22 protein-coding genes are annotated in these 24,471 nt (G+C 71.3%); 15 read left to right on the top strand and 7 right to left on the bottom strand.

All coding sequences use genetic code 11. The annotated features are described in order from the left end of the window. Nucleotides 1-32 precede the first annotated feature (32 nt). The 3 genes from QSK21_RS18155 to QSK21_RS18145 are packed head-to-tail and all read left to right on the top strand — an operon-like array spanning nt 33 to nt 3,435. Nucleotides 33-914, top strand: a complete 882-nt coding sequence (locus tag QSK21_RS18155; protein WP_285697231.1) for a branched-chain amino acid ABC transporter permease — start codon at nt 33-35, stop codon at nt 912-914. After that, a complete protein-coding gene (locus tag QSK21_RS18150; protein WP_285697230.1) occupies nt 911-2,728 on the top strand; it encodes a branched-chain amino acid ABC transporter ATP-binding protein/permease in 1,818 nt (605 codons plus the stop codon). The genes QSK21_RS18155 and QSK21_RS18150 overlap by 4 nt, the downstream gene beginning before the upstream one ends. Beyond that, complete coding sequence (locus QSK21_RS18145; RefSeq protein ID WP_285697229.1) at nt 2,725-3,435, top strand: ABC transporter ATP-binding protein; 711 nt, start codon at nt 2,725-2,727, stop codon at nt 3,433-3,435. Before QSK21_RS18150 ends, QSK21_RS18145 begins: the two co-directional genes overlap by 4 nt. Here the strand turns inward: QSK21_RS18145 and QSK21_RS18140 are convergent. Further along, nucleotides 3,423-4,127, bottom strand: a complete 705-nt coding sequence (locus QSK21_RS18140; RefSeq protein WP_285697227.1) for an SDR family oxidoreductase — start codon at nt 4,125-4,127, stop codon at nt 3,423-3,425. The two genes, QSK21_RS18145 and QSK21_RS18140, sit on opposite strands and share 13 nt — an antisense overlap. A gap of 89 nt (nt 4,128-4,216) precedes the next feature. On the opposite strand from QSK21_RS18140, the gene QSK21_RS18135 reads away from it, so the two are divergent. From QSK21_RS18135 to QSK21_RS18090, 10 genes are all read left to right on the top strand, one after another. After that, nucleotides 4,217-4,999 (top strand): SDR family NAD(P)-dependent oxidoreductase, encoded by a 783-nt coding sequence (locus QSK21_RS18135; RefSeq protein ID WP_285697225.1) that lies wholly within the window; start codon nt 4,217-4,219, stop codon nt 4,997-4,999. Between the two features lie 61 nt (nt 5,000-5,060). Then, entirely contained in the window at nt 5,061-5,888 is an 828-nt protein-coding gene (locus QSK21_RS18130) for an enoyl-CoA hydratase/isomerase family protein (RefSeq protein WP_285697224.1), read from the top strand. Next, entirely contained in the window at nt 5,885-7,567 is a 1,683-nt protein-coding gene (locus tag QSK21_RS18125; protein WP_285697222.1) for an AMP-binding protein, read from the top strand. Before QSK21_RS18130 ends, QSK21_RS18125 begins: the two co-directional genes overlap by 4 nt. Before the next feature lie 109 nt (nt 7,568-7,676). Then, nucleotides 7,677-8,450: an SDR family NAD(P)-dependent oxidoreductase gene (locus QSK21_RS18120; protein ID WP_285697220.1), complete on the top strand. Its 774-nt coding sequence runs from the start codon at nt 7,677-7,679 to the stop codon at nt 8,448-8,450. A gap of 109 nt (nt 8,451-8,559) precedes the next feature. Continuing rightward, nucleotides 8,560-10,155: a flavin-containing monooxygenase gene (locus QSK21_RS18115; protein ID WP_285697219.1), complete on the top strand. Its 1,596-nt coding sequence runs from the start codon at nt 8,560-8,562 to the stop codon at nt 10,153-10,155. Between the two features lie 8 nt (nt 10,156-10,163). Next, nucleotides 10,164-11,348 carry an acyl-CoA dehydrogenase family protein gene (locus tag QSK21_RS18110; protein ID WP_285697217.1) on the top strand — a complete coding sequence of 395 codons (1,185 nt, stop codon included), beginning with the start codon at nt 10,164-10,166 and terminating at the stop codon, nt 11,346-11,348. Continuing rightward, nucleotides 11,341-12,381 carry an acyl-CoA dehydrogenase family protein gene (locus QSK21_RS18105; RefSeq protein ID WP_285697214.1) on the top strand — a complete coding sequence of 347 codons (1,041 nt, stop codon included), beginning with the start codon at nt 11,341-11,343 and terminating at the stop codon, nt 12,379-12,381. Before QSK21_RS18110 ends, QSK21_RS18105 begins: the two co-directional genes overlap by 8 nt. Nucleotides 12,382-12,406: 25 nt before the next feature. After that, on the top strand, nt 12,407-13,651 hold the full coding sequence (locus QSK21_RS18100) for an acyl-CoA dehydrogenase family protein (RefSeq protein ID WP_285697213.1): 1,245 nt from the start codon (nt 12,407-12,409) through the stop codon (nt 13,649-13,651). Then, a complete protein-coding gene (locus tag QSK21_RS18095) occupies nt 13,648-14,778 on the top strand; it encodes an acyl-CoA dehydrogenase family protein (protein ID WP_285697210.1) in 1,131 nt (376 codons plus the stop codon). The genes QSK21_RS18100 and QSK21_RS18095 overlap by 4 nt, the downstream gene beginning before the upstream one ends. Nucleotides 14,779-14,803: 25 nt before the next feature. Continuing rightward, nucleotides 14,804-15,646, top strand: coding sequence for a FadR/GntR family transcriptional regulator (locus tag QSK21_RS18090; RefSeq protein ID WP_285697209.1), 843 nt, complete (start codon nt 14,804-14,806; stop codon nt 15,644-15,646). A gap of 176 nt (nt 15,647-15,822) precedes the next feature. On the opposite strand, the gene QSK21_RS18080 is transcribed toward QSK21_RS18090, so the two are convergent. Continuing rightward, entirely contained in the window at nt 15,823-16,707 is an 885-nt protein-coding gene (locus QSK21_RS18080) for an SDR family NAD(P)-dependent oxidoreductase (RefSeq protein ID WP_285697413.1), read from the bottom strand. Nucleotides 16,708-16,731: 24 nt separating this feature from the next. On the opposite strand from QSK21_RS18080, the gene QSK21_RS18075 reads away from it, so the two are divergent. Then, nucleotides 16,732-17,289, top strand: a complete 558-nt coding sequence (locus QSK21_RS18075; RefSeq protein WP_285697207.1) for a TetR/AcrR family transcriptional regulator — start codon at nt 16,732-16,734, stop codon at nt 17,287-17,289. A 576-nt stretch (nt 17,290-17,865) separates the two neighbouring features. Here the strand turns inward: QSK21_RS18075 and QSK21_RS18070 are convergent. Next, a complete protein-coding gene (locus tag QSK21_RS18070) occupies nt 17,866-18,183 on the bottom strand; it encodes a DMT family transporter (protein WP_285697206.1) in 318 nt (105 codons plus the stop codon). 29 nt (nt 18,184-18,212) lie between these two features. Next, a complete protein-coding gene (locus QSK21_RS18065) occupies nt 18,213-18,962 on the bottom strand; it encodes an SDR family NAD(P)-dependent oxidoreductase (protein WP_285697203.1) in 750 nt (249 codons plus the stop codon). Between the two features lie 94 nt (nt 18,963-19,056). On the opposite strand from QSK21_RS18065, the gene QSK21_RS18060 reads away from it, so the two are divergent. Further along, complete coding sequence (locus QSK21_RS18060) at nt 19,057-19,641, top strand: TetR family transcriptional regulator (protein ID WP_285697201.1); 585 nt, start codon at nt 19,057-19,059, stop codon at nt 19,639-19,641. A 737-nt stretch (nt 19,642-20,378) separates the two neighbouring features. Here QSK21_RS18060 and QSK21_RS18055 read toward each other — a convergent pair. From QSK21_RS18055 to QSK21_RS18045, 3 genes are all read right to left on the bottom strand, one after another. Further along, the gene (locus QSK21_RS18055) at nt 20,379-21,674 is read right to left on the bottom strand and encodes an outer membrane protein assembly factor BamB family protein (RefSeq protein WP_285697200.1); all 1,296 of its coding nucleotides are present in this window, start codon (nt 21,672-21,674) and stop codon (nt 20,379-20,381) included. Nucleotide 21,675: 1 nt separating this feature from the next. Then, nucleotides 21,676-22,671 (bottom strand): alpha/beta hydrolase, encoded by a 996-nt coding sequence (locus tag QSK21_RS18050; protein ID WP_285697197.1) that lies wholly within the window; start codon nt 22,669-22,671, stop codon nt 21,676-21,678. A 214-nt stretch (nt 22,672-22,885) separates the two neighbouring features. Continuing rightward, a complete protein-coding gene (locus QSK21_RS18045) occupies nt 22,886-24,433 on the bottom strand; it encodes an MFS transporter (RefSeq protein ID WP_285697196.1) in 1,548 nt (515 codons plus the stop codon). Nucleotides 24,434-24,471: the final 38 nt, after the last annotated feature.

The following is a 24,471-nucleotide window of genomic DNA, read 5'->3' as shown; positions in this document are numbered from 1 at the left end:
CCCGCCCCTCGACTCGGTAAGGCCGGTGAGCGGTGAACGGGCTGCTCAACGAGATCGTCGTCCCCGGGGTGGCGGTAGGGGCGATCTACGCCCTCGTCGCCCTCGGGTTCGCGGTGCTGCAACGCACGACGGGTGTGCTGAACTTCGCACACGGCGAGCTCATCATCGCCGGCCCGATCGTGGTGCTGGCCGCCACCCGGCTCTGGCATCTGCCGCTGCCCATCGCCATGCCGCTGGCGGCGGCCGCGGTGATCGGCGCCTCGCTGGTCGAGGAACGGCTGGCCATCCGCCCGTTCCTGCGCGTGCACAACGGCCTTCCGTGGATCCTGTCCACGCTGGGGGCGAGCGTCATCCTCGCCCAGCTTCTGGCCGAGCCGTTCGGCGGCCAGTCGGTGGCCTACCCCTACGGCGCCGGCACCGAAAAGATCAGCCTCGGGCCGATCCGGATCTCGCCCGCCGAACTGGTGTTGATCGCGGCCCCCGTCGTGCTCGCGCTGCTGCTGGGTCTGCTCTACACGCGCACCCGGGTCGGGCGGATGCTGCGCGCCGTCTCCGAGGACGTGGACGGAGCGGCGGCGATCGGGATCTCGCCCGCCCGGATGTCCCAGCTCGCCGCCGTCCTGGCCGGAGTCGTGGCCCTGGTGTCCGGGCTGGTCATCGCCCCGACCGAGCTGGTGAGCCCCGGCCTGGGACTGGCCTATCTGTTCAACGGGTTCGTGGCCGCCGCGCTCGGCGGGCTGGGCGACCTGCGGGGCGCGCTGCTCGGCGGCCTGGTCGTGGGGCTGGTCGTGCAGATCGCGGACGCCTTCGTAGGAAGCCTGCTCATCAACCTGGTGATGTTCGCGGTCCTCCTGCTGGTCTATCTGGTGCGGCCGTTCGGCGTGTTCGGTGCGATGGGAGCGCGGACGGTATGAGCGGTGCTCTTCGCGGCCTGCGGGCAGCGCAGGCCGGCATCGGCGCCCGTGTGACGGCGGCGGTGGCGGCGCTGCCGGCACCGATCCGCGGACCGCTGGCGAATCCCTGGATCAACGGCCTCATCGCCGTGCTGATCGCGTTCGCCCTCGTCTCCTTCTGGGGCGGCGGCACCTACGACAGTTACGTGACCCTGCTGCTCGCCGTGTACGTGATCGCCGCGCTGGGCCTCAACATCCCCGCGGGCTTCGGCGGCGCCCTTTCGCTGGGGCAGGGCGCCGCGTTCGCGGTCGGCGCCTACGTGGCCGGGATCCTGACGTCCGAGCTCGGCTGGGTCATCTGGTGGACGCTGCCCGCCGCCCTGGCCGCGGGGTTCGTCGTGGGGCTCGGCATCGGCGCGCCGGCCGGGCGGCTGGGGACCATCGGGCTGGCCATGGTGTCACTCGGGCTGACCCTGGTGACGACGGACCTGATCCTCGAACTGGATTCGCTCACCGGTGGCACGGCGGGCGTGTCCGGCATCGTGCCGATCGTGGTGCCGGGCGGCGAGCAGACGGACTCCGAGTTGCTGCTGCCCGCGATCATCCTGGCCTGCGCCTACCTGGCCTACGTGGCACACCACCGCATCCGGCACTCGCGGTTCGGCCGCGCGTCCCTCGCCGTCCGCGACGGCGAGCCCGGCGCGATCGCCCTCGGCGTGTCTCCGTACCGCACGCGGGTCCTCGGGTTCGCGCTGGGCTCGGCCTTCGGCTCCCTGGCCGGCGGGCTGTTCGCCTATCTGTCCCTCTACCTGACCCCCAACGCGCTGAACTCGCAGCTGTCCATCATGCTGCTGGTGATGGTGATCCTCGGCGGTGCCGGATCGGTGTACGGGCCGCTCCTCGGAGCCCTTGTCCTGACCCTGGTCCCGCTGGAGCTGACGGCGTTCCCCGGGCTCAACGCGTATCTCTACGGCGCGCTGCTGATCGCGCTCATGCTGCTGCGCCCGCGCGGGCTGCTGAGCGGCACGAGCGCCGCCGTCCCGAACCCGTTCGCGGGCCGGGCCGCGGGGACGGGCGAGCCGGACGCCGGGAAACCCGAGCCGGACGGTCAGGCGCCGGTGCTGGTGGCCCGTGGCGTGGCGAAGTCCTTCGGCGGGGTCCGCGCGTTGGACGGCGTCGACCTGGAGGTGCGCCCGGGGCAGGTGCTCGGGCTCGTCGGGCCCAACGGCTCCGGGAAGACGACGCTGCTCAACGTCCTGTCCGGGTTGTACGCCCCGACCGCGGGCACGATCACGCTCGACGGGGAGAACCTGGTCGGACGGCGGCCGCACGAGATCGCGCGGCACGGGGTGGGCAGGACGTTCCAGATCCCCAAGACGTTCCCGGGACTGGGCGTCGGCGAGCACTTCGCGTTGCACCGGCGCGCCGGCGTGCCCGCCGGGACGGGCGCGGCGATGGCGGCCGAGCTGCTCCGAGCGGGTGGGATCGATCCCGGCGACGCCGCCGCGATGCGCGGTGAGGGCGGCCGCCTGAGCCATGGGCAGTTGCGGTTCCTGGAGATCGCCGTGGCCGTCCACGCGGGCCCTCGCGTCCTCCTGCTCGACGAGCCGGCCGCCGGCCTGGCCTCGGCCGAGATCGACAAGCTCGCCGAGTGCATCCGCGCGCTGGCCGCCGCGGGGTGCGCGGTCATCGTGGTCGAGCACCACCTCGACTTCATCCGGCGGCTGGTCGACGAGGTCATCGTGCTCGACCTCGGCACCGTGCTCTGGAAGGGACCGCCCGGCGAGCTCGCGACCGCCGACGCCGTCCGCACCGCCTACCTGGGAGAGAAATGACCGGCGACGCGCTGAGCCTGTCGGGGCTCGTCGTCTCGTATGGCGGCATCACCGCCGTGCACGGGGTGTCCCTCGACGTGCCGGAGGCCACCTGTGTGGGGGTGCTGGGCGCCAACGGGGCGGGCAAGACCTCGCTGCTGCGGGCGGCCGGCGGGCTGGAACCCGTCCGCGGCGGCCACGTCCTGCTGAACGGGACCGACGTCACGGGGAAGGACGCGGCGGCGCGGGCCCGGATGGGCCTCGGGCATGTGCTGGAGGGGCGGCGAGTGTTCCCGGGCCTGTCGGTGCGGGACAACCTCGCTCTCGGCGCGACCGCGGTACGGGGCCGGACCTCGACGTACACCGTTGACGGTGTGCTGGCGCTGCTCCCGGAGCTGGTGCCGCACCTCGGCAAGGCCGCCGGGGCTCTCAGCGGTGGGCAGCAGCAGATGCTGGCCATCGGCCGCGCGCTGGTCGGCGGTCCCCGGGTCCTGCTGATGGACGAGCCGACCAACGGTCTGGCGCCCGCCCTCGTGAACCGGGTCGAGGAGATCATCATGCGGATCACGCAGGAGGGAACGGCCGTGCTCCTGGTCGAGCAGCGTCTGGAGGTCGCCAAGGCGGTCTGCTCCCGGGTCCATATCCTGCAGCGCGGCCGGCTGGTCGGCTCCGGCACCCCCGCCGACCCCGGCCTGGACCGCAACCTGCAGGACGCCTACCTGTCGTGACGCCTGCGGGCGAAGGGCCCCTTGATCGGGGCCCTCAGGGTGATCTTCTTGATCACGACGTCGGTGGGGAGCCGGCTCAGCCAGTCGACGACCTCGGCCACCCGGCGCGCCTCGAGCTGGAACGGGGAGGTGTCCGGCAGGTCGAGCAGTGGGGTCGCCGTCGGGCCGGGGGCGACGACGTGCACGGCTACGCCCTTGGGCTCCAGTTCGGCGGCGAGCGATTCGGCGAACCGCTCCAGCCCCGCCTTGGAGGCCGCGTACGAGGACAGGCCCGGCTGTCCCTTGTCGGCCGCGACCGACGACACGAAGACGATGCGGGCGCCGGGCTCCAGGGCGGGGACCAGCGCGCGAGCCGTGAGGAACGCGCCGCGCAGGTTCACCGACAGGATGCGGTCCCAGTCCTCGACCTCGGTGCGGTGCACGGGGGACGGCTTCATCACCCCGGCCGAGTACACGACGAGTGCCGGGCGCAGACCGCGCTCGCGCACGTGCTCGCCGAGCCGTCGCACGTCCTCCGCGACGGTGACGTCGGCGGCGAGGAACGACCCGCCGATCTCGTCCGCGAGCGCGCGCAGCCTGTCCGCGCGGCGGGCCACGAGAAGGACCTCGTACCGCTCGGCCAGGATCCGGCCCGTCTCCGCGCCGATCCCGGATGACGCCCCCACGACGATCGCAAGCCTCTCGGTGTCCATCCGACCGACCTCGCTCCCCGGCGCCGGTCCCGCACCGGCGGCCGCGCCGAACCTTAACACGATCCCTTCTTGTCCTTTCAATACTTTTAATGTTAACTGGGATCGTGATCGGGGAGGAGAGCGAAGAGCGTCCGCGTCCGATTCTGGTGACCGGGGCGGCGAGCGGCATCGGGCGGTGCGCGGCCGAGGTGCTGGCCGCCCGCGGGCACCCGGTCGCCGTCACCGACCGGGACGGGGACGGCGCCGAGAAGGCCGCGGCCGCGATCCGCGACGCCGGTGGCGCGGCCCACGCGTTCCTCCTGGACGTCACCGACGCCGCCACGATCCGTGCGGCCGTCGCCGAGGCCGCCGCGCGGCTCGGCGGCCTCGGCGGGCTGGTCAACAACGCGGGCTGGACGCTCAACGTCCCGCTGGAGGATCACGACGACGACCTCGTCGACACGTTGCTGGCCATCAACCTCAGCGGGACCATCAAGGTCACCCGGGAGGTCGTGCCGGTCCTGCGGGAGTGGGGCGACGGCCGCATCGTCAACGTCGCCTCGGACTCGGCGCGGACCGGCATGTCGAACGGGGCCGCCTACACCGCGGCCAAAGGCGGCGTGCTCGCGCTCACCCGGTCGCTCGCGCGCGAGCTCGCCCGGGACGAGATCACCGTCAACGCGGTGTCGCCCGGGATCGTGGACACCCCGCTGTTGGCCGACTCCATGCGGCAGGCCCCCGGAATGCTGGACAAGCTGCGGCGCGGCATCCCGATGCGCAGGCTCGGCACCCCGGCCGACGTGGCGTCGGCCATCGCCTACTTCTGCGGCCCCGGCGCGGGCTACGTCACCGGCCAGACGCTGTCGGTCAGCGGCGGGATGGTCATCGTCTGAGCCCGATCCGGGCCCGCCGGCACGGCCGGCCCATTGTCGAACGCCGAGGAGAAGAGAGACCGTGGCAAGCGAGGAGACCCCGCTCGCCGGCGTACCGGACCCCGCATCGCCGGCGACGCTGATCACGCGGTGGGAGGACGACGGCCGGATCCTGGTGGTCACCTTGAACCGGCCGGACCGGCTGAACGCCTTCGACGCGCGGATGATGCGCGAGCTGAGCGCGCTGTGGGACACGGTGGCCGGAACGCCGGGCGTGCGTTGCGTCGTCGTGACGGGCGCCGGGAAGGGCTTCTGCGCCGGTGCCGACGCCTCGATGCTGGAATCGACGCGCACGCGGTACGGGGCGACCTCGAAGGAGGAGCTGGCGTTCCTGCCGCGGCATCGGGTCGAGGTCCCGGTCGTCGTCGCGGTGAACGGGGTGTGCGCCGGCGGGGGACTGCACTTCGTCGCCGAGGGGGACATCGTGATCGCGGGGGAGAGCGCCTCGTTCCTCGACCCGCACGTGACGATGGGCCAGGTCACCGCACTGGAGCCGGTGATGCTCGCGCTGCGGGCGCGCTTCGACGTCATCACGCGGATGGCGCTGCTCGGCCGGTCCGAGCGGCTGGACGCCGCGGCGGCGCAGGAGGCGGGCCTGGTCTCCGAGGTCGTTCCCGACGGGACGCTGCTCGACCGGGCGCTGGAGCTGGCCCGGGCGATCGCCGCCAACTCGCCCGCCGCGGTCAGGCGCAGCAGGAAGGCGCTGGTGGACCTCGAGGAGACGCTCCTGCGCGCCGTCATGGACCGCGGCTGGGACTCGATCCGCGCGCACTGGGCGCATCCCGACGCGACCGAGGGGCCTGCGGCCTTCCTCGAAGGCCGTTCCCCCGTCTGGAGCTCGGCCTCATGACCGGCGGCGGGATCAGCGGCGGCGGGTCCGGCGCGGGCGGGAGCGGCGTGCTGGCGCGCGGCAGGTTCGACAAGTACCGGCAGCCCGAGCGGTTGCGGACGGCGTGGCGGCGGGCGGGTCTCATCGACGACTCGGTGGTCGGCGAGCGGCTGATCGCGCGCCTCGACCAGTTCCCCGACCGGACCGCGATCGTCGACGGTGCTGTCAGGGTGACCAATCGTGGGCTCCGGCGGCGCGCCAACGCGCTCGCGGCGGCCTTCCGGGACGCCGGGATCGGACCCGGCGACGTGGTGGCCTGGCAGATTCCCAACTGGTGGGAGGCCGCCGTGGTGGCGCTGGCCACCTGGCAGGTGGGCGCCGTCAACAACCCGATCGTCATGATCTACAGGGAGCACGAGCTCCGGCAGATCCTCTCCGAGCTGCGCCCGGCGGCGGTGGTCACCCCCGTCCGGTTCCGCGGGCACCCGCACACCGCGTTGCTCGACACCGTCCTGGACGGCCTCGGGACGCCACAGCCACGGCTGCGGCTGGCGGTGCGCGGCACCGCTTCGGGCTGGACCGAGCTGGGCCCGCTCCTGGAGCGCCCGGCGCCCGACGTCCGCGTGCCGGCGGTGGTCACGGCGGAGGATCCGTGCGTGGTGGCCTACACCTCCGGGACGACCGCACGTGCCAAGGGCGTGGTCGTCGACTCGGTGGGACTGCTCGCCGAGACCCGCCAGATGCGGGAGACCTGGGGCGTCTCCTGGCGCGACGTCAGCTTCATGCCGGCGCCGTTCGCGCACCTGACCGGCCTGATCGTCGGGTTCACCATGCCCGTCACCGCCGGGGCTCCCGTCGTCCTGCAGGACGTCTGGGACGCCGGGCGGGCGGTGCGCCTCATCGAGGAGGAGGGATGCACGATCTCCTCCGGCACCCCGATCTTCCTGCAGGAGATCCTCGCCGCCTACGAGGCCGCCGGGATGACCCGGTCATCGCTGCGGGGGTACTCGGTCGGCGGCGCGGCGACCGATCCTGGACTGATCGACCGGGCCGAGCGGATCGGGCTGCACGCCTGGCGCTGTTATGGCTCGACCGAGCACATGAGCACGACGATCGCCAACGCCACGACGCCGATCGCCGTCCGCCGCGATACCGACGGCCCCGTCGGCCCGGGTTCGGAGGTGAGCGTCGTGGACGCGTCGGGCGTGCCACTGGGGCCGGGCAGGGACGGGCTGATCCGCGTCCGCGGGCCCGAGCGGATGCTCGGCTACGTGAACGAGGACGACAACGCCGCCGCGCTCGATCCGGCCGAGGGCTGGTTCGTGACCGGCGATGTCGGCCGCGTCGACGAGGACGGGAACGTTGTGATCACCGGCCGGGTCAAGGACATCGTCAACCGGGGCGGGGAGAAGTTCTCGACGCGCGAGATCGAGGAGGCCGTGCTCGCGCATCCCGGCGTCCTGCACGTGGCGGTCGTTCCCGGCCCCGATGAGCGGTACGGCGAGGTCCCGGTCGCGTTCTACGTGGTCCGCGCCGACTCCGAACCGCCCGGTGCCGAGGAGCTCGTGGAGTTCGTCCGGGCGCGCGGTCTGGCCCGTCAGAAGGTGCCGGTGGCGTGGTTCGCGCTCGACGAGCTGCCGACCACGGCGTTCGGAAAGATCCGCAAGCAGGAACTGGTGGCCCGGATCCCGAGACGCTGACGCACCACAAGGCGGCATGGGCTCGGCCATGACCGAGCCGCCCCTATTCGTCCCTTCTAATTCTTGATAAGATAGCAAGTATTACTACTTTACCTGGTGGAGGAAGGCAATGCCTGAGAGGTTCGCCGACCGGGTCGTCCTGGTGACCGGGGCCGCGCAGGGGATCGGCGAATCGGTCGCGGTGCGGCTGGCTTCCGAGGGCGCCCGGGTGGCGCTCCTCGATCTGCCGGGCTCGCCGGTCTCCGACGTCGCCGCCCGGATCGACGCCGCCGGGGAGCGGGCCCGCCCTTACGAGCTCGATGTCACCGACACCGCGGCGCTGAACACCTGCGTCGCCAAGGTCGCCGAGGACTGGGGCCGGATCGACGGCCTGGTCAACAACGCCGGCATCAACGGCCCCAGCGCCCCTGTCGAGGAATACCCGGAGGACGAGTTCGACCGGGTGGTCGCCGTCAATCTCAAGGCGGTCTGGCTGGGCACCAAGGCCGTCTTCCCCCACCTCAAGCGGGTCGGCGGGGCCATCGTCAACCTCGCCTCGACCGCGGGCACGGCCGGCTATCCCGGCCGGGCGCCCTACAGCGCGGCCAAACACGCGGTGATCGGCCTGACGAAGGCGACCGCCGTCGAGGGCGCGCCCTTCGGCGTCCGGGTCAACTGCGTCTGCCCCTCGGGCGTGGAGACCCCGATGATGCTCGACGCGGAGCGCGCGGCGGGCGGCGACGCGGCGCGCGCCCGGGAGGCGTTCCTGGCGAGCAAGCCGCTTGGCCGGTACGCGCGTCCCGAGGAGATCGCCGCGCTGATCGCCTTCCTGCTGAGCCCGGAGGCCGGCTACATCACGGGTGCCCCGTACCTGATCGACGGTGGCCAGACGGCCCGCCCCTGACACGCATGCTCCGACCGGCCCAACAGGCCCCGACAGGCTCCAACAGGTTCCGCACATCGACATGGCGAGGCGAGAAGATGAGTGAGGCGTTGATCGGCGAGGTGCCGGCATGAGTCGGCCGGATCGGGATGTGATCGTCATCGGGGCCGGGATGGGCGGCATCTACGCCGTCCACCGGCTGACGCGCCAAGGACTGTCGGTGCTCGGCATCGAGAGCGCTCCCGAGGTGGGGGGAGTGTGGTACCACAACGCCTACCCCGGCGCTCGCGTTGACCTGGAAAGTCACTACTACTGTTACCTCTTCGACGACGACCTGTACCGCGAGTGGCGGTGGAGTGAGCGGTATGCCGCGCAGCCGGAACTCCTGCGGTACCTGAAGCACGTCGCCGACCGGTTCGACGTCCGGCGGCACTTCCGGTTCCGCACCTCGGTGGTCGGCGCGCGCTGGAACGAGGACGCGCGGCGGTGGGTCGTGGAGACCGACGCGGGCGACGTCGTCACCGGGCGGTTCCTGGTCTGCACGACCGGCCAGCTGTCCAAGGCCCGTGAGCCGCGGTTCCCAGGGCTCGGCACCTTCCGCGGCCGGTGGGTGCTGACCTCCCACTGGCCACAGGACGGTGTCGACCTGAGGGGGAAGAAGGTCGGGGTCATCGGGACGGGATCGTCGGGCGTCCAGGCGTCCACGGCGATCGCCGCGGAGGCCGAGCGCCTCGTGGTGTTCCAGCGGACCCCCAACTACTCGGTGCCGGCGCACAACCGGCCCGCCGACCCCGTGCTGCACGCCGAGCTGTCCCGCGACCTGGCCGCGGTGCGCAGGAAGGTGGCCGCCGCGCCCGCCGGCAACCTCACTCCGGGTTACGTCGGCCGGGCGGCCGACTTCTCCCCCAAGCGGCGCCGCGAGCTGCTCGACGAGCGCTGGGCGTTCGGCGGCCAGCCGATGCTGACGCTGTTCTCCGACCAGGGAACGGACCTGGAGGCCAACCGGATCGTGGGCGACTATGTCCGCGACAAGGTGCGCGAGGTCGTCAAGGATCCGGTGGTGGCCGAACGGCTGGTGCCCAACGCCTACCCGATCGGGACCCGGCGGCTCTGCGTCGACACGGGCTACTACGAGATCTTCAATCAGGACAACGTGACGCTGGCGGACATCAGGTCCGACCCCATCCGCCGGATCACCCCCGGCGGCATCGAGACCAGGGACACCTCCTACGACCTCGACGTCATCGTGTTCGCCATCGGATTCGAGGCGTTCACCGGCGCGCTGGACGGGGCGGACATCCGCAACGCCGCCGGCGAACTGGTCAGCGACCGGTGGCGGCGCGGCCCGCAGACCTATCTGGGCCTCATGACGGCGGGCTTCCCCAACCTCTTCCTGATCACCGGGCCGGGCAGCCCGTCGGTCCTGGCGAACATGAACGTGCACAACGTGCAGCACCTCGACTTCGTGGGCGACCTGATCGATCACGCACGGGAGCGCGGAGCCGATCGGATCGAGCCGACGCGGCAGGCGCAGGACGAATGGACCGCGCACGCCGCCGAGGTCGCCCGGCCGCTGATCAGGAGGCAGGTCGACAACTACATGGTCCATGTGAACAAGGACGACGGTTCGCGGATCTTCATCCCCTACGGGGGTGGATTCCACCAGTACGTCCGCCGGTGCCACGCGGTCGCCGAGGCCGGTTTCCGCGGCTTCGATCTGCGGTGAGGACGCGGATGGAATTCGAGTTCGGAGCCGAGTCCGACGCGCTGCGCGCCCGGCTGCGCGAACTGATCGCGGAGCATGTGCCCGCGGACTTCCTCGGCGCCTTCACCGACGACCCCCGCGACCTGGAAGTGGCGCAGGCGTTCTGCCGTGTACTGGCCCGCGATGGCCTGCTGACGATGGCCTGGCCGGAGGAGTACGGCGGGCGCGGCGGCTCGATCTGGGAACAGACCGTCATGCGCGAGGAGATGTGGGCGCACCACGAGCCGCGCGGAGCCCAGTACATGGGCGTCAACTGGGTCGGTCCGGCGATCATGAAGCACGGCACCCCGGAGCAGCGCGCGCGGTTCCTGCCGCCCATCGCCGCCGGCGAGGTCATCTGGTGCCAGGGCTTCAGCGAGCCGGACGCCGGATCCGACCTCCCCGCCCTGCGAACCACGGCGACCAGGGCGGACGGCGGCGGCTGGCGGATCAACGGTCAGAAGTGCTGGACGTCCTACGCGGGCATCGCCCAGTGGTGCTTCCTGCTGGCCCGCACCGGCGGTCACCGGAGGCGCGGCATCACGGTGTTCCTGTTGCCCGTCGACTCGCCGGGCATCACGGTCCGCCCGATCCGGAGCATGCTCGGACCGCACCACCTCAACGAGGTCTTCTTCGACGACGTCGCCGTCGACGACTCGGGCGTCCTCGGGGAGGTGGGCGAGGGCTGGGCGGTGGTCCGGGACGTCCTCGCTTACGAGCGCGTCGGGATCTCCCGTTACGCCCGCTGCGATCGGCTGCTCCAACTGGCCCCCCAGGCCCTCGCGGACGTATGGGACGACCTTCCGGAGAGCCAGGTCACCCGCTGGGCGACCGCGCTGCTGGAGACGCGGGGGGTGCGGCTTCTCGCGTACAAGGTGCTCCAGGCCCAGGCGGAAGGTCACACCGACCCCGCCGTCGTCGCCGCCTACCGGGTCGCCGCGACGCTGCTCGACCAGAGCGTCGCCGAGGTCCTCATGGACCTGCTGGGTTCGGCCGCGCTCGGACCGGCCGATCCGGCCGCCGCCGCCGACCCGGCCGATCCGGAGCATCGCCTGGCGCGCTTCGCCGCCGCCGTCGAGGACCACTGGCGCTACGCGCAGGCCGCGACCATCGCCTCCGGGACGCTCGAGATGCAGCGGAACCTGATCGGAAGGACCCTCGTCCGACATGGCTGACCAGCGTTTCATGCCCGACTTCGACGAGGAGGCCCGCGAGCTGGACGCGGTCGTCCGCCGGGCCCTGCGAGACGCCGGCGGGTTCGACCTGGTGATGCGCGCGGAGTCCGAGCCGGAGGTGCGGACTCGCGAGATCGAGCCGCTGTTGGACTCGCTCGGGCTCCTCGAACTCGTCCCCGACGCGGGGGAGCAAGAACTGCAAGCGGCCGCGGCGGCCTGCCGCTCGGCCGGGGCGTTCGCGCTGCCGTACCCGCTGGCCGAGCGTGTGGCGGGCAACATGGTGGCCGCGCACGGCACCGCCGGCGCCGCGCTCGCGGTGGTCGACGACCGCCGGGCGGGCCGCGGCGGTCGCTTCCGGGTCAACATGGGCGACCTGCCGCTCGACTGGTGGCTGGCCGGGACGTCGGGCAGCCTGGCACCCGCCCGGGCGGACGCGGCCTCCGGGCCACGGCGCGGCGGCCGCCTCGGCCCCTTCGTCGCCGACCTCATCCCCGGAGAGCCCGTTCCCGGCTCGCCGGTCACGCTCGCGCTGGCGCTGCACCTGCAGATCTTCACGCTGCTGGGCATGCTGGAGAGCGCACTGGAGCTGACGGTGACCCACGCCCGCGAGCGCGTCCAGTTCGGCGCCCCGATCATCGAGAACCAGGCGGTGCAGCACCGGCTGGCCGACGCCGTGACCGCCATGCAGATGTTCGAGCAGCAGGCTCTCTACGCGCTCTGGTCGGCCGACCGCCGCCGCGCGGGCCTGCTGGCCGATGTCGCCGCCGCCCGGGTGGCCGGGCTGCGGGCCGCCGAGGTGGTGCTGCGGGCCGGCCACCAGTTCCATGGGGCGACCGGCTTCTGCGATGAGGTGGCCATATCGTGGATCTCCCGGCACAGCCAGCCGTTGCGCCGGCTGCCGCTCAACCGGCCCGATACCGAGCGCTGGTTCACCGATCTGGTGCTGGCCGACGGGTTCGACGGGCTGTTCCCGTCCACGGTCCCAAGCCTGCGCAAGGAGACGTCCCCGCGGTCAGGGCGTGCCGGCCGGTGAGGCAGCCGATGAAGGAGGAGAGCGCGTGAGCAGCCGTACCGCGGCGCCGGTGCGTCCGGTGAGGACGGACACCGGCGAGCCGGATCTGGCGGCGCTGCGGGCCGCCGTCCGCGACTGGTGCGCCGCCAACGTTCCGGCGGGCTGGCAGGAGCGGCAGACCGGCGCGAGCCACGAGGAGTTCGTCCGGTTCCAGAGGGAATGGCTGGGCACGCTGCGCGCCGGTGGGCTCGCCGTGCCGCACTGGCCGGCCGACTACGGCGGGGGCTTCTCCCTTGCCGAACAGGCGGTGATCTTCGAGGAACTGGCCCGGGCCGAGGCGCCCCGGCTGGTGCTGCACTTCGTGTCGCTGCACCACGCGGCGGCCACCCTCCTCGACGCGGGCACGGCGGAGCAGCGCGAGCGCCACCTCCCGGCGATCCTCGACGGCGAGGTCTGGTGTCAGGGCTTCAGCGAGCCGGAGGCCGGTTCGGACCTGGCCTCGTTGCGGACGCGGGCCGAGCGGCGCGGTGACGTCTACGTCGTCAACGGCCAGAAGGTGTGGGCCAGCCTGGCGATGTACGCGGACTGGTGCCTGCTCCTTGCGCGCACCGACCCGGACGCCCCGAAGCGGCGCGGCATCTCCTACTTCCTGATGGACATGCGCAGCCCGGGACTCACCGTGCGGCCCATCCGGCAGGCGGGCGGCGAGGAGCACTTCTGCGAGATCTTCCTGACCGATGTCGAGATCCCGGCCGCCAACCTCATCGGGCCGGAGAACGACGGCTGGCGGGTGGCCCAGCGGACGCTGAACACCGAGCGCGGGGCGACCATGGTGGAACTCGCCGAACGCCTGGCGGTCGGATTCGGCCGGCTTGTCGACCTCGCCCGCCGCACCACCGGGCCGGACGGCTCCCCGATGGCCGACGACTCCGCCGTGCGCGACCACCTCGCCCGGCTTGCGACGCAGGTGCGCGCGCTGCGCCTGCTGGTCGCGAGGGCCGTGGCCGAGGCCGAGTCCGATGTGCCCGCCGCGGGCGCCCTGGCGTCCGTCATCAAGCTCTACTACAGCGAACTGCTGCAGCGCGTCACCGGCTACGGCGTCGAGATCGCCGGGCCGGCCGGGCAGCGCGCGGCCCGCCGGCCGATGAGCGCGGGCTGGGAGTCGGGCGCCTGGTTGCTGGACTTCATCGGCTCGTGGGAGTGGACCATCCCGGGCGGCACCAGCGAGATCCAGCGGTCGATCATCGGTGAGCGGGCCCTCGGCCTGCCCCGCGAACCGGGGTTGGCATGAACGGCGCCGACCAGCAGGAGATCGAGGCCCTTCGCGAGGTGGCCGCGCGGTTCCTGACGGTCGAGGCGTCCTCCGAACGGGTGCGCGCCGTCGTCGAGGCGGGAGGGGAGCCGGATCCGCGGCTGGTCCGCGAGGCCGCCGAGCTGGGCTGGTTCGGCCTGGAGGTCCCCGAGCCGTACGGCGGCGCCGGTGCCGGCTTCGCCGCGGTGATGACGCTGCTGGAGGAGACCGGCGCCCGTGCGGCCTCGCTCCCGCTCGTCTCCTCGGCGGTCCTGTGCGTGGGCGCGCTGCTGCTGACCGATTCGCCCGGACCGCGGGAGCGCTGGCTCCCCGGGCTCGCCGCCGGCACGCTGCGCGGAACGGCGCTGCTCCCCGGCGCGTTCGGCGCCGGTGACGGCGACGCGATCACTGCCCGCGAGGTGGGCGGCATGGTCCTCGACGGGGCGTGCGGTCACGTCCTGGACGCCCGGTGCGGCGACCTGTTCGTGGTCGCCGCCCGGACCGCGGCGGGGGAGCGGATCGTCGCCGTCGTGGCCCGCACCGATGCCGGGGTGAGCGTGGAGCCGCTGGAGATGGTGGACGGGACGCGCTGCGTCGACGCCGTCCGGCTCACCAGGGTCCGGGTGGACGAGACGAACGTACTGGCGCGGGGCGCGGCGGCTGAGCGTCTCGTCGCCGCCTTGGTGAACCGGGCCGCGACCGCCGTCGCCGCGGACTCCCTGGGAATCGCGCGCCGCGTCCTGGACATGACGGTCGACTACGCCGGTCGGCGCGTCCAGTTCGGCCGCCCGATCGGCTCCTTCCAGGCCGTCAAGCATCAGGCGGCCGACATGCTGGTCGACGTCCACACCGCCCGGGAACTCGTGCGCGACGCGGCGTGCCGAGTGGACCGCGGCCCCGCCTCCCCCGCGACGTCGGAGGCCGCCTCGATGGCCAAGTCACATGTGTGCGAGGTGGCCGCCCGAAGCGCCGGAACGGCGGTGCAACTGCACGGCGGTATCGGCTACACCTGGGAACACGACCTGCATCTGTTCCTCAAACGCGCCAAGCTCAACGAACACCTGTGCGGCGGCGCGAAATGGCATCGCGCTCGTGTCTCCGCGAACCTCTTCTCCGCCGAGCCATGACTCTTTCCCTGCTAGGATTGTAAGTATGGTTTTGCCACCCGGCGGGGGCCGTCTCGGCCAGACGCGCATCGCGGAAGAGGTCGCGGCGGCGCTACGGCACCGGATCCTTACCGCCGACCTCGTCAATGGCTCCGAGCTCCCAAAACAGGACGAGTTGGTCGCCGAGTTCGGTGTGAGCTACCCGTCGGTTCGCGAGGGCCTGCGCATTCTGGAGACCGAGGGCCTGATCACCATCCGCCGCGGCAATGTCGGTGGCGCGATCGTGCACGCCCCCGACGAGGGCACCGCCGGGTACGCGCTGGGGCTGACCCTCCAGGCACTCCGGGTGAACGTCACGGATCTGGCGAACGCGCTGGCGGAGCTCGAACCCCTCGCCGCCAAGGCGTGCGCCGCCCGCCCCGACCGTGCCGAGGTCGTCATCCCGCGGCTGGAGGAACTGGTCGCGATCAGTGAGGAGCACCTCACCGACGACGTCGAGTTCACCCGTATCGCCCGGGCCTTCCACGACGAGATCGTGTCCTTCCACGAGAACGCCACCCTGCGCCTGGTGATCGGCAGCCTGACCTCCCTGTGGTCGGTGCAGGAGGAGCAGTGGGCCCAGACGGCCGCTCCGAGCGGCAGCTACCCGGCGGCGGACGAGCGCAACGACGTGATCGTCACCCATCGCCGGATCATCGAGCTGATCGCCGCCGGAGACGGTGAGGCGGTCGCCCGGCTCGCCGGCTCGCACCTTTCCGCGACCCATCAGCGCGTCTGCCTGAACCTGAAGGACCGCGTCATCGACGCCGCCTCCCCTCAGGCCCGTGCGCGCATCCGCCGCCCTCCCCACTCCAGGTTCATTACCGAGCGTCGCCTCCCCGCCGAGTGATCCATCCCCGGTGGCGCCCTTCTCATCGGCCAGGGGGTTCGGTGTAGGCGAGCCGGGAGAACCCGTCAGCCATGGAGTGCAGGTAGACGTGGCCGCGCTTCGCGCCCGCCGCTGGGGTCGATGCACCGCCGTTGACCAAGTCCGAGCCTCGCGAGGTGCCTCGACACGGTGCGGCGTCAGAGGATCTCCTCGACGGCAAAGGCGAGGCGTGCAGCGTCCTTATCGTCCTGGGCACCGACGGTGAGCGGGCGTTTCCTGGCACCGCGGTAGGCGGCTCGACCCGGGGTGGGCGTGTCGATGATGTCGATGATCGGCTGGATCGCATCGTCGGGACGTTGGCCCAGCAACGGCCCCAGAACGGCGGCAGCGATCTTCATGCCCGGCCCCAGGTCGCCGGCGAGGCTGGAGCGGACCAGGCGGGCGGGTCCCCAGGTGACGTAGCTGAGATCCGGGTTCTGGTCGGTGGCGAGGATTCCGAGCAGTTCGTTCGCTCGACGCTGCTGAGCGTTCGACCGTTTGAAGGTGAACCCGTGGACCATCTCCAGATCGTCGAACGCGATGGCACCCGGGCGGGCGCCCGGGACAGCGGTGTTCACGATGACCGGCCTGTCGCCGACGCGCAGAAGGTCGGCAAGTCGCGTGACGAACAGGTACTTGCTGAGGAAGAACAGCGACCAGGACGCCTCGTGCCCTTCGGGGGTGCTCTGCCGGCGCTGCCGGATGAACGACGCCGCGAGCACCAGCGCGTCGATGCGTTCGTGGGTCTCCTTCAGCAGGCTGACCACGCGGCGACCGTCCTCAACGAGGGAGAGGTCGGCCGCGATGAACTCGCCCCTGGATGGCGCCGAAGGGGACCGATGCGCCGAGGCCGCGACCAGCGCCTCGAACTTGGCGCGGCTACGCCCGATCACCACCACGCGATCCCCTGCCGCGAGGTAGTGGCGCGCCAGGGCGGCGCCCATCCCGTCCGTGCCTCCCGTGACCACGATCGTCCTCACGACGCCCCCCCATCTTTCCGGAACGCTAGTTCCGGAACAGTGTAGCGCCGATGCGGAACGCATGTTCCGTATTGTTATGCTGAGGACATGGCGGAAGGCCGGAAGCAGCGACGCGACGCGGTGGCGAACAAGGAACGGATCCTGAAGGCCGCAGAAGACGCGTTCCGGCACCACGGCCTTTCCGTCGACATGCGTGCGGTCGCGGCGGCGGCGGGAGTCGGCATCGGCACGCTCTACCGGCACTTCCCCACCAGGGAAGACCTCGTGCAGGCCATCGCCGGGTCCGACCTCGCCGAGCTCGCCGTCACGCGCCTCCCTGATCGGGCGTCGGCGATCGACGGACTGCGGGAACTCTTCACCAGGACACTGGCTCAACTCACCGCCAACAAGGCCATGATCGACCTACTCGCGGGCGGATCCCCCTCCGACGCGGATCTCGAGCGATGCCTTGCCCATCTGACAACCGTTGGCCGCGAAGCCATCGAGCGATCCGCCAACGACCGCACCCTTGCCCCGGACGTCACCGCGGAGGACATCGCCTACCAGCTCCTCGGCCTCATCCGGATCGTGCAACTCATCCCCGAACCGGCGCCTGGCACGATCGAGCATCAGGTTGACCTCGCGCTACGAGGGTTGGCGGCCTGATGCTCGCGATCAACACGCCCGACGCGTCGATCGCTCCCAGCGTCACGAACGTCCGCAACACCTGGTGAGTCTTCTTCACCTACGGCCGGAGGCCGCTGATCACAGCAACCTTGGCCCCACCAGAGGCTTCACGTGCTTTTCTATCGTTCTTCGCTGCCGTTGCCGCGCCGGACCCTGGACTACACGGCGGGCGTGGCCCGCCGGCACCGTGCGGGAATCGGCGGCAAAGGCCGGGCACTCACGTCCGGCACACTAGCGCCGATGGTGCTATCCACCTGCGCAAGGGCCAGACGTGCGCAGAGCTCGCCGCGCTGCCCGGCAGCACGTACGACCTGACGGCGGCCCGCATCTGGGGAGTCCTGCGCGTGCTGGAGGCTGCCGGGCTGCTGGTACTGGCCGACAAGACATCCCATGCGGTTAGCTGTCAAGCTGCGGCTACCACGGCGCGGGCGCCACTGCTCACGCCCTACAGGGGCAAGGGCAAGCCAGAGCCGCAAAGGACGCCAACCGTTCTCACGCCCGGCTCCGTGCGCCCGGCGCGGATCGTGCCGGAGCGCGGTGTCTTGGTGCCGGCCCTCATTCGCCGATCGCCTTGAGGCCGATGACTCCGGTGAGGATCAACGCGAGGAACGTCAGCCGCGCGGGGGAGTGGCTTTCGTGCAGGACGGCGATGCCGGTGACGGCCACACCGAGGGTGCCGACGCCGACCCACACGGCGTACGCGGTGCCGACGGGCAGGCTCTTGAGGGCCGCTGTCAGCATGACGAAGCTGGCGGCGGCGGTCGTGACGCCCAGCGCGGTGGGCCAAGGCCGGGTGAACCCGGCGCTCTGTTTGAGCGCTATCGCCCACACGATCTCCAGCAGTCCCGCACCGATCAGCATGAGCCAGGCCATCTGTGGTCTTCCCGTCCTCGTAGGGCTTGTCATGCGGCGAAGCCGCCGTCCACGGCGATCGCGGTACCGGTGATGTACGCGCCGGCGGGCCCGGCGAGGTGGGCGATGGTCGCGGCGATCTCCTCGGCCTCGGCGTAGCGGCCGAGGGCGATCAGTTCGCGCTCGGCATCGGCGCCGGGGCCGTCGGCGGGGTTCATGTCGGTGTCGGTGGAGCCGGGGTGCACGACGTTGGCGGTGATGCCCCGTGGTCCGAGGTCGCGCGCCAGCCCCTTGGTGAGCCCGGTGAGTGCGGCCTTCGTCATGGCGTAGAGGGTGACGCCGGGGTAGGGGACCCGCTCCGCGAAGCAGCTTCCGATGCTGATGATGCGGCCACCGTCGTCCATGTGGCGGGCGGCGGCCTGCGCGGCGACGAAGGCCGCGCGCACATGGACGGCGAGCGCGCTGTCGGTCTCGTCGAGGTGTACCTCCTCCAGCGGCCCGTTGGGGAAGACGCCCGCGTTGTTGACCAGGATGTCCAGGCGGCCGAGGGCGTCGCGGGCGTGGTCCACGGCGGCCGCGACGGCGTGCGCGTCGGCCACGTCGGTACGGATGGCGGCGGCGCGGTGTCCACGAGCCTCGATATCGGCGACGACCGCCTTCGCGCGGTTCGCCGCGTTGACGTAGGTGATCGCGACATCGGCGCCGCGCTCGGCCAGGGCCCGGGCGACCGCCGCGCCGATGCCGCGACTGCCGCCGGTGACCAGCGCCGCCCTGCCTGTGAGGTCGTCCTCGTTCGCCATGTGCCCGAACCCCTCTATCCGGAGAATTCTCCGGATAGAGTAAGCGGAGGATTCTCCGGATTTCAACTGGAAAGTTCTCCGATAGGGTGGGGGGATGCTCGACCAGCCCGGTCGGCGCCGGTCCTCCGAGCGAGCGGACGCGGCCCGCAACCGGCGGCGGATCCTCTCGGCCGCCATGGCGATCGTGGCCGAGCGGGGCGCCGGCGCCCTGTCGATGGACGCGGTGGCGGCCGCCGCCGGGGTGGGGGTCGGCACGGTCTACCGTCGGTTCACCGACCTCTCCGGCCTGGTCTACGCGCTCGTCGACGAGCAGGAACGCCGCTTCCAGGACGCGTTCTTGCGCGGGCCCGCGCCCCTGGGGCCCGGCGCGCCCCCGGCGGTGCGGGTGCGCGCCTTCCTGCACGCCTTGGTCGATCGCACCGAGGACCAGGCGGAGCTGCTGCTGACTGCGGAGTCCGCCACACCGATGGCCCGCGTGGAAAGCGGCGCCTACGCCGCCTACCACCAGCATCTGGCGATGCTGATCGCCGAGCTGCGCCCCGGTCTGGACGCGCACTACCTGGCCGACGCCCTGCTGGCACCGTTGGCCGCCGAGCTGTTCGTTCACCAGCGCCGCACGATGAGCCTCGAACGCATCAAAGACGGACTCGACACGCTGCTGGCCGGAATCGTCTCCTGAGCGCGCCATCAAGGTCCTGGAGATTCGCGACGAAAACGCACCACGCGGTCGGCCGCGCTGCCGTTCGCCGCGCTGGTCAAGGGGGACTTGGCAGGAGGTGTGGGCGTGGCTCAGTCGGCAGATAAGGGGATGGGCGAATGCGAACCAGGTACCCCGGCTGGAAGAAGGCAGCGCTGTTTGACACCGGCCAGACGAGCTCGGCTCGCTGCGTCGTCAAGGCGGCTTCTTCCAGCATTCCGGGACAGTGCGGGATTCCCGACCGACCTGCATGCGGCGATGCGCCGCTCACCGCCACCTGGGCCTGTCTGGACGGATGCAGAGCCGTCCGCGCGCCCGACACCTGGTTCGCACAACTGGCCGCGAAGTCGCGGTAGCCGATTCCGCAGCGGCCTTCGCGAGCTGTGTACCGCGTTCGCCGAGTGCCTGGACGACTCCGAGCGACTCAACACCACCGTGCCGGACGACAACGTCCACCGGCCGAGTTCCCTGGCGGCCGGGTCGTCCTGACCACCGCCGGTGTCACGGAAAGGTCGTACGGCAGTGTTCAGGGCATTCACTGGGGACGCGACCACGTCGACCCCGTGCGGACGATGCCGCGCTGCTGGTCGCACCTCACACTTGCGGGCTGCTCGCCGGGTTCGCCATGCCGCGGGGTTCGCGGCCGCCGAGCGCGTCGCCGTAAGCCGGAATGCCCGATGCCGAGCGGACAACGCCGCTCGGCATCGGGCACAGGGGGATCAGCCTTGCGCTGGGCGGAACGCGAACAGGTCTCCGGTGATGGTCGGCACGAGGACGGTTCCGTCGGGGGCGACGGTCGTCCCGACGGTGAAGATGGTCAGGCCCGGCATCGGTTCCCGGTCGAGTTCGGCGCCGGTGGCGGTGTCGACCACGACGAGGTCGTTGCCCAGCGTCGTCGAGACCGCCGCGTAGGCGACGCCACCGGCGGCCTGCGTGGGGATGCCGCGGTTCACCAGGGCGTCCTTCGTCCAGACCCGCTGGGCCCTGTCGCCCATGTCCTTGATCGCCATCAGTCCGCCGTCTCCGCCGCCCGACGGCATGATGAGGCCCTCGGGGGAGAGGGACGGGCTGCCGCCGGCCGCATAGCCGGTGGCGTGGCTCCAGATCGTCTCACCGGTCGCGGCGTCCAGGGCGTGGATTCCGCCTTCGTTGTCGCCGACATAGACGCGGGATCCGTCCGCCGACAGGTCTGGACTGGTCGCGCTTCCTCCGGGCAACGACTCGTTCTTCCACAGTGGACGGATCGAAGGGCTGGTTCCCTCGTCCAGTTGCATGGCCCGGATGTCGGCGCTCGGCGCGCCCTTGTCCCAGAAGGTGAAGAAGATGCGGCCGGTGTCGAGGTCGACCGCGAGGGTGTTGGAGGACGGGCATTCTTCGGTGCCGCGCATGCATGCCCCTGTGTCGTCGGTCACAGGCGCGCCCGGGATGAGTTCCATGGGCGGGAGGATGGGCTGGCCGGTCGCGCGGTTCAGTACGTAGATCCGCCCGATGTGAGTGATGAAGATGAGGTTGCCGGCGGGTGTGAACTGTGCCGAGAGCGGCGTTCCGACGATGGGGGTCTCCCATCGGACGCTCCCGTCGGCGTCGAACGAGTGCATGGCCTCGCCGTCGGCGAGATAGAGATGTCCGTCCCGGTCGAGAAGGGCGGAGGAGGCGACGGCCTGGCGATCGACCTCGCTGGAGCACCACACCGTTCTCCCGGTCGTCACGTCGAGCGCGTGCAGGTGGCATCCCAGGCCGTTCGTGGTCACGTACACCCGCCCGGAGGCGTCGTTGGTCGCGCCCAGATAGATGCTGCCTGGGAAGCTGCGCTGCCATGCCTGGGTCAGGTCTCTCGCGCCCGTTACCGGTGAATAGTCGGTGTTCTTGGCGTCGGCGTGGGCGGCGGACCAGCCTGGCCCGTAGACCGACGGGAGCCGGTCCAGGGCGCGAGGGGCGGCGTGGAGCGAGGACGCCCCCAGTGAGGCCAGCACCAGGAACGCCAGGGCCGTTGCCTTGACGAGTTTTCCCGGCATGTCAGCAGCCCTTCGTGCCGCTGCCCGGCGGGCAGGGCGGCTTGGTGGTCGAGACGGACAGCGGACGGACCGGCACCCCATCGCTCCACGCGCCGAGCGAGGTCTGCCGCGCCGTGTTCCCGAGCGCGTAGTCGCAGTCGGTGCCGAAGAAGCCGCAGTTGCGCAGCGCGTCCCCGAGTTTCCAGATGCCGTACCAGTCCAGCGCGTCGACCACGGCACCGTCCCTGTTGCTGGTCGGCACGCGGTGATCGGCGATGAGATCCGGGGTCCCGTGCGTGTCGTTGAACATCCACAGGTAGTTGCGGTTGGTCACGGGAACGTGGCCGGTCAGGTCCCAGAGCGCGTCGCAGCCGGTGCGGCCGACGATCGTGTCCACGTCACCGACCAGGCAGCCGATCTTGGTCGTGGCGGGGATGCCGGCCAGGGACGAATCGATGGTCCCGTTGTGAGGCTCGGCGAACAGGATCGCCTTGGGCTGCGGAAGCGACTCCGCCGACCAGCGGGCGGCGATGTTGGCGCTGACCGGCCCGCCGTAGGAGTGGGCGATGAGCGTCATCCCGAGCGTGGTGTCGGGCAGCACGGACCCGGCGGGGAACGCCGGGCTGGACGGCGCCAGCGCGTGCTTGATGGAGTAGATGGCGTTGGACGTGAATTCCCGCGGTGGTGTCAGCGCGCTCGTCTGGAAGCGCGGGAAGATGACCACGTTCCCCTTGCGTACGAGGTGCGCGATCCAGTCTTCGTACCACTGAGGGTCGTCGCCGAGCCACCCGTGCAGGAGGGCGACCAGGGGCGCGGTCGAAGGCGCGGGTCCGCTTCCCTGCCAGCCCGAGGGGCCGAAGACCCAGTAGTCCTTGGTGCGGTCGGTGAAGGTGATGCGGCGAACGGTGGACGCCGACCACTGGTAGTCCGCACCTCCCGGGCCGGACGCGGGCTGCGTGGGCGGCGTGGGCTCGGCGGCGAGCCCGGCGAGAGCGCCGGGCGCCGGTCCGAAGAGCATGACGACCGCGATGATCAGAGTGAGGATTGATGTTCTTCTGGACGCCGTTTTGGGGGTGGTGCCTTGTGTCGTGTTCAGCATCTGACTGCCTCCTCGGGACCCACCCGGAGTTCGCTGACTTCCGGGCAGGAGAAAATGGAGTCAGGGCGCGGTGGAACGTTGAGCGCCCTTGGGTGGGGTGAATCGGCCGGATCGGTGTCGGGGTGGGTGGTCCTCAGCGCGCGAGCGCGCGGACCCGGTCGCGTTCGAAGGACAGGCGTGCCGTGATCGTCAGAAGCCCGCCCAGCAGCAAGGGAACGGCCAGCGCGTACATGGCCGTGATCATCGATCCGGTCCGGTCCGAGATCGCGCCGACCAGCAGCGGGCCGAAGGCGACACCGAAGGCGCCGAACACGTGCACGACCGCGAACCCGAGTCCGCGCGAGGACGCGTTCAGCACGTCGGCCATGGAGGCGGTGAGGTTGGGGATCGCCATCGCCATGGCCGCCTTCGACAGCAGGAGCAGTCCGGCGAGCGCCCAGAGCGAAGACATCGAGATCGCCGTGAAGAGGATGATGCCGCCGATCACGATCCCGCTGCCTCCGGTCAGCAGGCGGCCGGCGTTGCGCCGGTCGTGCCAGCGGCGGCCGAGCCAGGTTCCGGTCATCACGCCCGCCACGACCCCGACCACCGTGACCGACCCGCTCACCGACGCCGCGAGCCCCTCGCTGACGCCGAACTCGCGATGGATGAGGGTGGGCATCCAGTAGGAGATTCCGGAGAGGCCGAAGGTCACAGCCGCCAAGGCGGTCGAGAGCAGGGCGATCGTGGGGATCGCCGGCACCTGCCGGAGCTGCCGCCAGAAGCTCGGGTGTTCGCGCGGGCCGCCGGATGAGTTGTCCGGCACGGTATCCGTGGCGGCGCCGGAATCATTCTCGCCCGCGGTCGCGTCGGCGGCACCGGCCATCCGGTCGAGCAGGCCGCGCGGTGGTTCCTTCAAACGCGCGCACATCGCGGCGACTATCAGTCCAGGAATGGCGGCGATGACGAAGGCGGCCCGCCAGCCGAAAAGCTGTGCCAGCAGCCCGCCGACCACGACGCCGATGCCCGCGAGATACGGTGTGAGCCCTCTCCAGCCGTACGCCTTCGCCCGGCTCTGCGAGGGATAGAAATCGGCGAGCAGGCTTCCGGAGAGCGGGCCGTAGAAGCCCTCGGAAGTCGCCAGCAGCAGCCGGATGACGAAGAACATCGCGAACCCGGTGGCCAGGCTGGAGGCGAGCGTGACGACCGCCCAGCACAGCACGATGACGGTGAGGATACGGGTGCGGCGGTACCGGTCGGCGAGGTAGCCGGCCAGCGGGGTCAGCGTGATCGCGGCCAGCGCCCCGCCCAGTGGCAGCAGCCCCGCCGCGGTGTCGCCGAATCCCCACTCGTCCTGAATGAAAGGAAGCACACCGGGCAGCAATTGGTGCTCGAAACGGTCGATGAACCCTGCCGCCGCGACGACCGCCAGGGGCTTCCACCCGTAGGGCGCGTGGTCGGCGGGTGAGCCGGACCCGTGCCGGGGCGGCACCAGGTCCGGTGCTCGGCGGCTTTCGAAGTCGTCCTTGAGCATCTGTCTTTCCCAACTGCGCGGGCATAACGATCGGACATCCTCCGCCCGCCTTCGAGCAAGGCCGGTCCGGCGCCGGTGGGATGTTTCCGTTTGATGTTCTCCAGGTAAATAGTGGCGCACTTGCACTCGGAGTGCAATAGTCGTTTTCATGTCGAGATCCGAGCTCACGACCGGGGAACGGGCCGGCCGCCGCGAGGGGAGACCGG

Source organism: Actinomadura sp. NBRC 104412, from assembly GCF_030269515.1.
GTDB lineage: Bacteria > Actinomycetota > Actinomycetes > Streptosporangiales > Streptosporangiaceae > Spirillospora.
This window is presented reverse-complemented; position numbering and strand designations above follow the sequence as displayed.